General features: G+C 69.9%; 12 protein-coding genes and 1 pseudogene. 2 read left to right on the forward strand and 11 right to left on the reverse strand.

Annotated features, from left to right (window positions below; translation table 11 throughout):
* From VFO68_RS17195 to VFO68_RS17210, 4 genes and pseudogenes are all read right to left on the reverse strand, one after another.
* Positions 1–289 (reverse strand): annotated as a pseudogene (locus VFO68_RS17195) (two-component sensor histidine kinase); the annotation flags it as partial.
* A 2-nt stretch (positions 290–291) separates the two neighbouring features.
* Entirely contained in the window at positions 292–984 is a 693-nt protein-coding gene (locus VFO68_RS17200) for a response regulator transcription factor (RefSeq protein ID WP_325159313.1), read from the reverse strand.
* Positions 985–1,172: 188 nt separating this feature from the next.
* A complete protein-coding gene (locus tag VFO68_RS17205; protein ID WP_325159314.1) occupies positions 1,173–2,366 on the reverse strand; it encodes a GNAT family N-acetyltransferase in 1,194 nt (397 codons plus the stop codon).
* On the reverse strand, positions 2,363–2,680 hold the full coding sequence (locus tag VFO68_RS17210; RefSeq protein WP_325159315.1) for an EthD family reductase: 318 nt from the start codon (positions 2,678–2,680) through the stop codon (positions 2,363–2,365). Before VFO68_RS17210 ends, VFO68_RS17205 begins: the two co-directional genes overlap by 4 nt.
* A gap of 67 nt (positions 2,681–2,747) precedes the next feature.
* Between VFO68_RS17210 and VFO68_RS17215 the strand changes: the two genes are divergently transcribed.
* A complete protein-coding gene (locus VFO68_RS17215) occupies positions 2,748–3,404 on the forward strand; it encodes a histidine phosphatase family protein (RefSeq protein ID WP_325159316.1) in 657 nt (218 codons plus the stop codon).
* A gap of 7 nt (positions 3,405–3,411) precedes the next feature.
* Positions 3,412–3,924 (forward strand): hypothetical protein, encoded by a 513-nt coding sequence (locus VFO68_RS17220; protein WP_325159317.1) that lies wholly within the window; start codon positions 3,412–3,414, stop codon positions 3,922–3,924.
* On the opposite strand, the gene VFO68_RS17225 is transcribed toward VFO68_RS17220, so the two are convergent.
* The 7 genes from VFO68_RS17225 to VFO68_RS17255 form a co-directional block, all read right to left on the reverse strand.
* Positions 3,914–4,798: a carbohydrate ABC transporter permease gene (locus VFO68_RS17225; RefSeq protein ID WP_325159318.1), complete on the reverse strand. Its 885-nt coding sequence runs from the start codon at positions 4,796–4,798 to the stop codon at positions 3,914–3,916. The two genes, VFO68_RS17220 and VFO68_RS17225, sit on opposite strands and share 11 nt — an antisense overlap.
* Positions 4,798–5,751 carry a sugar ABC transporter permease gene (locus VFO68_RS17230; RefSeq protein WP_325159319.1) on the reverse strand — a complete coding sequence of 318 codons (954 nt, stop codon included), beginning with the start codon at positions 5,749–5,751 and terminating at the stop codon, positions 4,798–4,800. The genes VFO68_RS17225 and VFO68_RS17230 overlap by 1 nt, the downstream gene beginning before the upstream one ends.
* 1 nt (position 5,752) lies before the next feature.
* Positions 5,753–6,793 (reverse strand): ABC transporter ATP-binding protein, encoded by a 1,041-nt coding sequence (locus tag VFO68_RS17235; RefSeq protein ID WP_325159320.1) that lies wholly within the window; start codon positions 6,791–6,793, stop codon positions 5,753–5,755.
* A 10-nt stretch (positions 6,794–6,803) separates the two neighbouring features.
* On the reverse strand, positions 6,804–8,216 hold the full coding sequence (locus tag VFO68_RS17240) for an ABC transporter substrate-binding protein (protein ID WP_325159321.1): 1,413 nt from the start codon (positions 8,214–8,216) through the stop codon (positions 6,804–6,806).
* 95 nt (positions 8,217–8,311) lie between these two features.
* Positions 8,312–8,959, reverse strand: coding sequence for a response regulator transcription factor (locus tag VFO68_RS17245; RefSeq protein WP_325159322.1), 648 nt, complete (start codon positions 8,957–8,959; stop codon positions 8,312–8,314).
* Positions 8,960–9,018: 59 nt separating this feature from the next.
* Positions 9,019–10,224 (reverse strand): ABC transporter permease, encoded by a 1,206-nt coding sequence (locus VFO68_RS17250; RefSeq protein ID WP_325159323.1) that lies wholly within the window; start codon positions 10,222–10,224, stop codon positions 9,019–9,021.
* 61 nt (positions 10,225–10,285) lie between these two features.
* Positions 10,286–11,224, reverse strand: a complete 939-nt coding sequence (locus VFO68_RS17255; protein WP_325159324.1) for an ATP-binding cassette domain-containing protein — start codon at positions 11,222–11,224, stop codon at positions 10,286–10,288.
* Positions 11,225–11,253 lie beyond the last annotated feature (29 nt).

Raw genomic sequence — 11,253 nt, forward strand, 5'->3', positions numbered from 1 at the left:
AGACCCGGCCGTCCGCGTCGATCAGCGCGGCCTGGATGTCGGTCAGGGCCAGGAAAGCGTTGGGTATGTAGCCGTTGCGCAGTTCGGTGAACCCCGGCGTGCGCAGGGCGTTGTCGGCGCGGACCCGCAGGTTGTCGTCGACCTGCTGGTACAGGCTGCGGTAGACGGTGGCGTAGGCGCCGACCGAGATCAGCGCGACGGCTCCGGCGACGCATGCCGCCGCCAGCAGGGTGACCCGGGCCCGCAGCGAGATCCGGCGCTCGGCGTGCTGGGCGTGGTCCCCGGGCACCGTCACGGTGGTGTCTCGCGCAGCACGTAACCCACGCCGCGCACGGTGTGAATCAGGCGTGGCTCGCCCTCCGCCTCGGTCTTGCGGCGCAGATAGCCGACGTAGACCTCCAGGGCGTTGCCCGAGGTGGGGAAGTCGTAGCCCCAGACCTCCTCCAGGATGCGGCTGCGGGTGAGCACCTGCTTCGGGTGCGCCAACAGCAGTTCGAGCAGGGCGAACTCGGTCCGGGTCAGGCTGATCCCACGCTCGCCCCGGCGCACCTCCCGGGTGCCCAGGTCCATCTCCAGGTCGGCGAACCGCAGCGGCGGCGCGGTCTTGCCGACGGTCGGGTCCGGCACGGCCCTGCGCAGCAGCGCCCGCAGCCGGGCCAGCAACTCCTCCAGGGCGAACGGCTTGGGCAGGTAGTCGTCGGCGCCGGCGTCCAGCCCGGCGACCCGGTCGGACACCAGATCCCGCGCGGTGAGCACCAGGATCGGCAGGTCGTCGCCCGTGCTGCGCAGGCGCCGGCACACCTCGAGGCCGTCCAGCCGCGGCATCATCACGTCGAGCACCATGGCGTCCGGCCGTTCGGCCACGACCGCCTCCAGGGCCTGCTGCCCGTCGCTGGCCAGTTCAACCTGGTATCCGTTGAACTGCAGCGAGCGGCGCAGCGACTCCCGGACCGCCCGATCGTCATCGACCACGAGTATCCGCATGTCGCTAGTGTTCCCTGCCGTTCTGAGACACGCCTGAGAAGGCGACTGGACCGCCTGCTCGAGCCGGTTTCCTTTGGGACGACCAACGGAACCTCAGGGGCACCGTGACGGCGGCCAGCCACCGTCCACCGGATGCCCCGCACCATTCACTGGAGCGCACCACCGCATCAAAATTCCGGAGAGGCGGATCAGAACGAGTCGGCCATGCGGACTGGGCGCGGGGCGCCGGTCAGCGCGTCCAGGCGCGCGGCGGTCTTCGCGTCGCCCTCGATCAGGCCGGCCCGGCGCAGCATCCCGGTGTCCGCCGACCCGGCGTACCAGGGTCCGAGTGCGCGCGCGTGCAACCGGATCTCGCCGGTGCCGCCCGGCTCGCAGAACACCGTGTCGCCGTCGAACACGATCCGGTGCCGGCCGGCCTGCCAGGGCGCGTGCTCGTCGACCACCTCGACATCCACCGCGAACGGGCGCAGCAGCGCGGCCAGCGGCCAGCCCCGCGCGGCCACCGCGGCCGGCAGGTCGATCACCCGCAGCATCCACGGGTGGTTGCGCACGTCGTGCAGCACCGGCTGGGCCAGCAGCAGATCCCGCACCGCCGGGTCGACCACCCGCAGCGAGACGTCCTGCAGGATGCCCGCCCAGCTGGCCAGATGGCGCAGCAACCGGCTGGCGGTGTCCACGTCGTCGGCGATCAGGTCGTAGGTGATCAGCCGCTCGCCCTCGGGCCGTTCCGCGGTCAGGTAGCCGCGGATGCCCTCGGCGCCGGGCACCACGTCGACGATGTCCAGCTCGAAGATCCGGGACAGGTCGTGCGCCTTGGTGGACCGGTTGAGCATGCCGTCCAACGTGGCGGCCAGGCCGAGGTAGGCGGTGTGCAGCGCGGGCAGGTCGGCGGGGTTGGCCGGCCGGGTGGTCCGGTGCGCCGCGGGTTTGGGCAGCGCGGCGAGCAGGTCCATCGGCAGGATCATCCGCTCGTAGACACCGGTCTGCTCCCAGCCCCGGGCCCGGTAGAGCGGCGGGACCGACGGGTACAGTGCCGAGATGCACTGGCCGGCGTCGCGCAACCCCGCCAGGGCGCGGTCCAGCAGCGCGGTGGCCACCCCGCGACCCCGGGCGTACGGGTCGACCGCGACGCTGGCCAGCCCGCCCATCGGCACCGGCCGGCCGCCGAAGTACTGCCGGTAGTCCCGGGAGCGCAGGAACCCGGCCGGCCGGCCGTCCAGCTCGGCGACCAGGCCCCACCAGCCTTCGAAGCCGTCCGGCCAGAACGGGTTGTCCCCCACCCGGGCCGGCTCCGGCTCGCGCGGCCCGCCGAACGCGATCCGCTTGATCCGGAACAGCTCCTCGCCGTCCTCCGGCCGGACCTCCCGAACGACTACGGTCACTCGACCACCTCCGCGGCGAACATCGCCACCAGCTCCATGCCCCCGATCTCGGTCAGGTTCGCGCCCGCGGCCTGCCATTCCGGCGAGGCGAACCCGGCCTTCATCGCCTCCTTGCTCTCGAAGTACAGCTCCGCGATCAGGTACGGCTCGCTGTCGTTGAGGAAGCCGGGCACGAACGTGCGGCTCACCTTGGCGATCTCCTGGCGCACCAGGCCGGGCACCTTGTCGATGAGCGGCTTGTGCGACTCGAAGTACTTCGCGTCGAAGCTCTGCGGGTCGGCCGGCGTGCGGTACAGCGCGATGTACTTGATCATTTCGCGGTTCCTCCTGTGCGGTCCCGGGGCGACGAGTCGAACGAACCCCACCCGGCACCATATAGCCGTGCAGATCATCCTGTTACGGCACGCGCAGAGCCTGGGCAACGTGGACGAGCTGGCATACACCCGGATCCCGGACCACTCGCTGCCGCTGACCGAGCTCGGCGTCGAGCAGGCCAGGGCCGCCGGGCCGGCGCTGCGGGCGGTGCTCGGCGAGGCGCCGGTGGCCGCCTACGTCAGCCCGTACGTGCGCACCACGCAGACCTTCCGGCTACTCGGCCTGGACGACCTGGTGCGGCGCACGGTGCCCGAGCCGAGGCTGCGCGAGCAGGACTGGGGCAACCTGCAGGACCCGGTCGAGCAGGAGGTGCAGAAGCGCAAGCGGCACGAGTTCGGTCATTTCTACTACCGGCTCGAGCACGGCGAGTCCGGGGCCGACGTGGACGACCGGGTGGCGAGCTTCCTGTCCGAGTTGGAGCTGCGGGTGCGCGCCGACCCGGCCCACCCGGACACCGCGCTGGTGGTCTCGCACGGGCTGACCATGCGGCTGCTCTGCCGGCGGATGTTCAGCTGGAGCATCGACCTGTTCGAGTCGCTGTCCAACCCGGGCCACTGCGACCACCGGATCCTGTCGCTGCGCGGCCTGCGCTGGCACCTGGACCGCCCGTTCGAGCAATGGCGTGACTCGCCGGACGGAACCACGCAGCTGCCGGCGGTGTAGTCACCCCGTGCGAACCCCGATCGGGCTCGCCCTCGCGTTCCTGGCCGCCTGCACCGCCGCGCCGCCCGCCGCCGCACCGTCCAGCAGCACGCCGCCGAGCACCCTCGCCGCCGGCGAGCCGTGCCCGGTCACCCGGCCGGGGCCGTTCGTCGCCCCGGCCGGCGTCAACCCGGCTGGGCTGTTCGGTTCCGAGCGTGCGTACGGCAACAGCACCCTGTGGGTTGGCGGCCTCGGCCCGGGCGGGGTGCTCGACGCCGGACCGGAGCTGCTCGAGCCGGACGGCGCGATCGGCTGGAAGTTCGGCTGGTGGCGGATCGGCACCGGCGAGCTGACCATCACCGGCCACCGGCTGGACGCACCGGCCGCACCGCTGCGCGGCGACGCGCTCAACCAGTACTACGGCCGCACCGGGTTCACGCCGAGCGGTGTGTCCTTCCCAACTCCGGGCTGCTGGGCGGTGACCGGCTCGATCGGGTCGGATCCGCTGACCTTCGTCACCCTGGTGCGGCTCAGCCCTTGACCGCGCCCGCGGTGAAGCCGGCCACGAACTTGTCCAGGAACAGGTTGAACACGAAGGCGATCGGCACCGCCACCAGGATGGTCGCCGCCTGCAGGGACTGCCAGAAGAACACGTCGCCGCGGACCAGTTGGGTGGGCACCCCGGTGCTGACCGTCATCGAGTCGGTGGGCGCGACGAACGCCAGCGCGTAGATGAACTCGCTGGCGGTCAGGGTGAACGCGAACACGATCACCGCGACGATGCCGGGGAACACCAGCGGAACGACCGCCCGGCCGAACGCGCCGAGCCGGCTGTACCCGTCGACCATCGCCTGTTCCTCGATGTCGCGCGGAATCCCTTTCAGGAAGCCCATCAGCAGCCAGATCGACACCGGAATCGTGATCGTCGGGTAGACCAGCACCAGCGACCAGGTGGAGTCCTGCAGACCGATCCACACCACCATCCGGGACAGCGACAGGAAAAGCAGGGTCGGCGGCACCAGGTAGACCAGGAAGATCACGATCCCCATCGTGCCGGCCCACGGCCGGTCCAACCGGGCCAGCGCGTAGGCCGCGGGCAGCGCCAGCGCCAGCGTGATCAGCACGACCAGCACGCCGACCCACAGGGTGTTCCAGGCGAAGGTCAGGAACCCGGTGTCGGTGAACAGGTAGGTCACGTGGTCCGGCGTCGGCGGCCGGTTGAACAGGAACGGGTTGCTGTCCGGGTTGTAGAGGTCGCGGTTCTGCTTGAACGCGGTGACCGTGCTCCAGACGAACGGGCCGGCGCACACCAGGGCCGCCAGGATCGCAGCGGTGTACACGCCGACCCGGCGGGCGATGTGCTGCCGTTCGTGCCTGCGGCGCAGGGCGGCGGCGGCGTTCGGCGAGGTGACCATCAGCGCACCTCGATCCGGCGCACCGCGCGCAGGATGGCGATCGCGGCGGCGAGCAGCAGCGGGAACAGGAACAGCGCCACCGCGGCCCCCTGGGCCACGTCACCGCCCTCGATGCCGCGGTAGAACGCCCAACTGGCGAGCACCTGGGTGGCGTCGTTGGGACCGCCCCGGGTCAGCACCCGGACCACGGCGATGTCGGTGAACGTGAAGATCGCGCCGAACAGCGCGGCGACCGCGACCACCGGCAGCACCATCGGAATGGTGATCTCGAACATCCGGCGCCAGTACCCGGCGCCGTCCACCCGGGCCGCCTCGTCGATGTCCCGCGGGATCGCGACCAGCCCGGCGATCATGATGATCGCCGCGAGCGGGGTGAGCCGCCAGACGTGCACGGCGATCACCGAGGCCATCGCCCAGCCCGGTTCGCCGAGGTAGTACATGTTCTCGTGCGGGCCGAGAATCCCGACCTGGCGCAGCATCCAGTCGATCGGCGAGTAGATCGAGTCGAGCAGCCACAGCCACGAGATCGAGGACAGCGCGACCGGAGTGGTCCAGGCCAGCAGCACGAAGAACCGGACCAGCCACTTGCCCTTGAAGTCCGCGATCAGGATGTTCGCCAGGACCTTGCCCAGCACCACGATCAGCACCATCGAGATACCGGTGAAGATCAGCGTGTTGCCCAGGGCCCGCCAGAACACCGGGTCGTCGAAGGCCCGGGCGAAGTTGCGCAGCCCGGCGAAGTCGTAGGACGGGTCGCCTGCGGTGACGTCGGACAGCGCGAACGCGATGGCCAGCCCGAACGGCAACGCCACCAACGCGATGATGTAGACCACGCTGGGCAGCAGGAAGATCCAGGCCAGCACGCCGTCCCGGTCGGCGAGGCGGCGACGCGCCGCCGGCCGGGCAACCGGACCCGGTTGCACGGGCGCAGGCCGCTCGGTCGTGGTGGCCATGTCAGGTCCCCAACCGGACCGGTTCGCCGCGTAGCCCGCTTTCCTTGTCGAAGAACCGCAGCCGGCTGCCGTGCACGGCGAACTCGTGTGTCTCGCCCACCACGATCGGCGTTTCTACCGTGGAGGGAAGGCGGACCACGACCCGGGTGTCCTCGCCGATCCGGGTCACCGTGCCGTACAAATGCCGGTCGCCGGACAGATACTCGACCCGGTCGACAGCGAGCGGCATCGTCACCCGGTCGTCGTCGCGGACGATCTCCACCGGCAGCAGGTGCTCCGGCCGGAACCCGACCAGATGTCCGTCCCTCGGCACCAGGTTCATCGGCGGCGAGCCGATGAACGTGGCCACGAAGGTGTCCGCCGGGTCATCGTAGATCTCCACCGGAGGGCCGATCTGGCGCACCTTTCCGTCGGCCAGCACGGCGATCCGGTCACCGAGGCCCATTGCCTCGACCTGGTCGTGGGTCACGTAGATCGTGGTCACGCCGATCTCGGCCTGGAAGGACTTCAGCTCGTCCCGGGCACTTGTCCGCAGCTTCGCGTCCAGGTTGGACAAGGGCTCGTCGAGCAGGAACACGTGCGGCTCGCGGACCAGGGCCCGGGCCAGCGCCACCCGTTGCCGCTCGCCGCCGGACAGCTGGCGCGGCTTGCGGTTCAGCAGCGGCGTGATGCCCAGCAGGTCGGCCGCCCAGTGCGCCTTGCGCACCCGCTGCTCGGTCGGCATTCCCGCGGCCCGCAACGGAAACACGATGTTCGCCAGCACCGTCTTGTGTGGATAGAGGGCGTAGCTCTGGAACACCATCGCGATCTTGCGGGCCCGGGGCGGCAGCCCGGTGACCACCTCGTTGTCGATCAGCACGTCGCCGCTGGTCGGCTCCTCGAGCCCGGCGATCGTGCGCAACAGGGTGGTTTTCCCGCAACCGGACGGACCGAGCAGCACCAGGTACTCCCGGTCGGCGGCGGTGAGGTCCACCCCGTCGATCGCGTGCACCTCGCCGCCGTCGAAATGCTTCCGCAGGTCGCGGACCTCGACCACCGCCATAAGCCCTGCCTCAGCCGCCGACGAGCCCGGCGGCCCGCCACTTGTTGAACACGTTGGTGACCTGCTGCGCGGCTTCCTTGACCGCCTGCTGCGGGGATGCCTCGCCGCGGGCCGCCCTGGCGAACATGTTCGGGATCACGAACGTGTTGAACACCTCGCCGATCGCGGTGCTGGCCGGGCCCGGGTGGCCGATGTTGGTGCTCCAGGACAGCGAGTCCTTGAGGAAGTTCAGCTTGTCCGCCGGCTTGGCGCCGAACGGGTCGCTGCCCAGCCACGCGTCCCGGTTCGGGGTCAGCTTCTCCGGCCACGCGCTGAAGTCGTAGAGCTTGGAGTGGTAGCTGGCCGAGGCGAAGTTCGCCGTGTAGTGCAGCAGGAACTCCTTGGCGTTGTCGACGCCCGTCGCGTGCTTCGGGATGATCCAGTTGTAGAGCACGTGCTGGGCGGCGATGGCGGCCTTCGGACCCTTGAGCGCCGGCACGAAGAACACGTCGTCGGCCACGGCCGGGTTGCTGCCCTGCGCGGTGCGCCACGCCGAGATCGAGTTGACGATGTAGGAGAGCTTGCCCGCCACCAGGCCCTGGTTGTTGCTCGCGGCGTTCCAGGAGAACACCTCGGGGGTCATCGCCTGCTGGTAGAGCTTGGTCATGTACTCGACCGCGGCCACCGTCTCCGGCGAGTCGAGCACCACCTTCTCGTTCTCGTCCTGCTCCGACGCGCCGTAGGACCACATCAGCGCGCGCAGGATCATGTTCGAGTCGATCTCCTGCGACATGCCGAGCCCGAGCTGGATGTTCTGGCTCTTCTTGATCTCCGCGCCACCCTTGAGCAGATCGTCCCAAGTGGACGGTCCGTTGCCGAAGCCGACCGGCTCCCACAGCGACTTGCGGAAGTTGCCCGGGTCCGGTACCCAGCCCGGCGAGTAGGAGTAGAACTTGTTGGTGGCCGGGTTGAAGCTGGACTTGCGGCACAGGTCGAGCTGCTTGCCCCACCGTTTGTTGGCCTCGTCGACCAGGTCCTTCATGTCGAGCACGCTCGGCTCGTACTGGGACAGCGTGGCGATGTACTGGATGACGTCGTGCCCCTGACCGGCCTGGATCTCCGCGGCGATCCGGGTGGGGATCTGCGCCTGGTCGACGTGGTCGACGATCACGTTGACCCCGACCTTGGCGCCCCAGTCCTTGGCGAACTTGTCGAACCACTCGTCGTGGCTGGGCACGAAATGGCTCCACAGCAGGACCTTCAGGTCGCCGGACAGCTTCGAGGCAGGCTGGGCGAAGGTCTCCTCCGGGGCTCCGGTCGACGGCGGGGCGGTACCGCCGGGACCGCCGCCCTCCTCGCTCGCGCACGCACCGGCCGCTGATACCGCGAGCGCCGCCAACCCCGCGGTCCTGAGCACGTCTCGCCTGGTGAAATGTTCACTCATCAGCTCGCTCCTCCGTTGGAGTACGAGGCACGGTAACGCCGTCGTTACCCGTGTCACCAGTGTTGCGATCTTGCTGTGACCTGTTCGCGATCGCGTCAGGCGATCAGACCGCCACGGAACGCGACCAGCGCCGCCTGCACCCGGTTGACCGCGCCGATCTTGCCGAGCACGGCCGACACGTAGCCCTTCACCGTCGCCTCGGACAGGTGCAGTTCGTTACCGATCTCGGCGTTGGACAGGCCCTGGCCGATCAGCGTGACCACCTCGCGCTCCCGGTCGGAGAGCGAGGCGAGCAGCCGCCGCGCCGGCTCGGCCGCCCGCGCGCCGTCGGCCACCGCGGACAGCACCCGGGCGGCGACCTTCGGATCCAGCACCGCGCCGCCGCGCGCCAGGTCCCGCACGGCCTTGATCAGCTGTGCCGGCTCGGTGTCCTTGAGCAGGAACCCGTTGGCGCCGATGCGCAGCGCCTCCTGGACATACTCGTCCACATCGAACGTGGTGAGCATGGCGACCGCGGGCGGTTCCGGCAGCGCCCGCAGCCGGCGCAGCGCGGACAGGCCGTCCGTGGTGCGCATGCGGATGTCCAGCAACACGACGGCCGGACGGTGCTGCCTGGCCAGTTCGGCGACATAGAGCCCGTCGTCGCATTCCGCGACGATCTCGATGTCGTCGGCGCTGGACAGCATCGTCCGGAGTCCGGAGCGGACGAGATCCTCATCGTCCGCGAGCAGTACCTTGATCACGTCAGCCTCGCAGGGTCGGCCACGGCCGGATTCTATCTCGTCGCGGACCGTGATACCCGCTACGCCGGACGCAGGGCGTCGCTCAGCTTCACCCGCGCGCCGCTGCGCACCACGGCGTTGCGGTAGATCCGGCCGGACAGCCACACCAGCCCCGGGATCGTCATCAGCACCAGCACCACCGACAGGATCGCCTGCCAGGCGGGCACCCCGCCCATCGCGAGCCGCATCGGCATCAGCGTCGGCGCGAACACCGGCACGATCGAGAGCACCTCGCACAGCTTGTTGTCCGGATCGGTGGGCAGCACCGAGATGCCCAGCACGTAACCGAGGATCACGAACATCAACGCCGGTGTGATCACCCCGTTGACGTCCTCCTGGCGGGAGACCAGCGCGGCCAGCGCGGCGAAGACCAGCGAGTACATGACGAAGCCGAGCACGAACCACACGATCAGCCAGAGCACCGTGCCGAACGCGGCGGACAACGAGATGGTCAGCGAGCCGATGGCCAGCGCCACGGCCACGCCGACCACCCCGATCACGGTCATCTGGATCAGCCCGACCAGGCCGATCCCGGCCACCTTGCCGGCCATCAGCTGCCATGGCCGGATCGTGGCCAGCAGCAGTTCGACCACCCGGCTGGACTTCTCCTCGACCACGCCCTGGGCCACCGAACCGCCGTTGATCAGCAGCGCCATGTAGATCAGGATGCCGGCGATGATGCCGAGCACGAGTTGTTGCGGATTGTAGGGAAACGGCGGTTCCAGTGACTCGACGTCGACATTCGCCCGCGCGACGCTGGCCTGCACCTGCGCCGGGTCCCCGCCGAGCCGGTCGATCTCCTGGTTGAGGGCGAGCTGGCCGGCCAGCACGTTGAGCGCGTCCTGCAGGCTGCCGTCGAGCTCATTGCGGACCACCACCTGGATCCGGCTGCCGTCCCCGACCAGCAGCGCGTCCAGCGAGTCGTCGGCCACCTGGGCGCGCCCGGCGGCCTCGTCGGCCACCTCCCGGACGTCGATGTTGGTGCCGATGGCCGTCCCGCTCCGGGCGAGCGCCTCGCGGAGCTGGGCGGTCTGCCCGGTCACCCCGACGCTCGCGTCGGCGCCGCCGCCGACGAACTTCATGGTGACCGCGAAGCCGATGAGCAGCACCAGGGTGGCCACGATCGACCAGATGAAAGCCTTGGACCGTAACCGAACCGTCACCTCACGGGCGGCCACCAGCCGCACCGCCTGCGCGGAGCCCAGTTGAAAACTCGGGGTGCTCATGCTGTTCTCCCCCCAGGCCGACGCCGCGGCGTCGCCGTGTGGATCGCTTGCGTCGCCGGGTTCATGCCGCCGGCTCCTGCTCGTTGGTCGTCACGACATTGCGGAACAGCTCGGTGAGCGTGGCCTGGCGCCGGGTGAACTCCCGCACCGGCCCGGTGGCCAGCGCGGTCTGGAGGACCAACTGGTCGTCGGCGCCGGGATCGAGCTCCAACACCACCCGGTTGCCCTCCCAGCCGCGCAGGTGCACGCCGGGAAGCGCGTCGGCCCAGTCCGGCCCCGCGTGCGGCGCGTCCACCACCAGGTGCACCGCGCCGCCCGCACGCAGCTCGTCGACGGTGCCCACGGCGACCATCTGTCCACTGCGAATGATCCCCACCCGGTGACAGAGCCGCTCCACCAGGTCCAGCTGGTGGCTGGAGAAGACGACCGGAATCCCCTCCGCGGCCTTGCCCTGCAGCACCCTGCTCATCACGTCCACCGCGACCGGATCAAGACCCGAGAACGGTTCGTCGAGCACGAGAATCGTGGGATCGTGGATCAACGCCGCGGCCAGCTGCACCCGCTGCTGGTTGCCCAGGCTCAGCTTCTGCACCTCGTCATCACGGCGGGCGGCCACCCCGAGCAGCTCGGTCCACTGCTCCATGGCCCGCTGCGCCCCCGTCGCCGACAACCCGTGCAGCCGCGCCAGGTAGACCAGCTGCTCCCCCACCTTCATGCGCGGATAAAGTCCCCGCTCCTCCGGCATGTACCCGATCTGCCGCCGCGTCTCGGCCGTGATCGGCGCGCCCTCCCACCAGACCACTCCGGAGTCGGCGGCCAACACCCCCAGCGCGATCCGCATGGCGGTCGTCTTGCCGGCCCCGTTACTTCCGACGAACCCGAACAGCTCCCCCGCCCGCACGTCGAAGGTCGCCTCCTGCAACGCCACGACGTCGCCGTACCGCTTGGACACATGGTCGAAGACCAGCCGCCTGTCACTCACGCCGGTATCCTGCCCCATCCCCTGCCCAACATCACCATCTCCCCGCC

This window comes from Actinophytocola sp. (assembly GCF_035712165.1).
Taxonomy (GTDB): Bacteria; Actinomycetota; Actinomycetes; order Mycobacteriales; family Pseudonocardiaceae; genus DASYTH01.

What these genes read in the sequence shown, in the direction of transcription:
- VFO68_RS17200 (WP_325159313.1), bottom strand. Translation starts at nt 984, where the DNA reads ATGCGGATACTCGTGGTCGATGACGATCGGGCGGTCCGGGAGTCGCTG.
- VFO68_RS17210 (WP_325159315.1), bottom strand. Translation starts at nt 2,680, where the DNA reads ATGATCAAGTACATCGCGCTGTACCGCACGCCGGCCGACCCGCAGAGC.
- VFO68_RS17225 (WP_325159318.1), bottom strand. Translation starts at nt 4,798, where the DNA reads ATGGTCACCTCGCCGAACGCCGCCGCCGCCCTGCGCCGCAGGCACGAA.
- VFO68_RS17230 (WP_325159319.1), bottom strand. Translation starts at nt 5,751, where the DNA reads ATGGCCACCACGACCGAGCGGCCTGCGCCCGTGCAACCGGGTCCGGTT.
- VFO68_RS17235 (WP_325159320.1), bottom strand. Translation starts at nt 6,793, where the DNA reads ATGGCGGTGGTCGAGGTCCGCGACCTGCGGAAGCATTTCGACGGCGGC.
- VFO68_RS17240 (WP_325159321.1), bottom strand. Translation starts at nt 8,216, where the DNA reads ATGAGTGAACATTTCACCAGGCGAGACGTGCTCAGGACCGCGGGGTTG.
- VFO68_RS17250 (WP_325159323.1), bottom strand. Translation starts at nt 10,224, where the DNA reads ATGAGCACCCCGAGTTTTCAACTGGGCTCCGCGCAGGCGGTGCGGCTG.
- VFO68_RS17255 (WP_325159324.1), bottom strand. Translation starts at nt 11,224, where the DNA reads ATGGGGCAGGATACCGGCGTGAGTGACAGGCGGCTGGTCTTCGACCAT.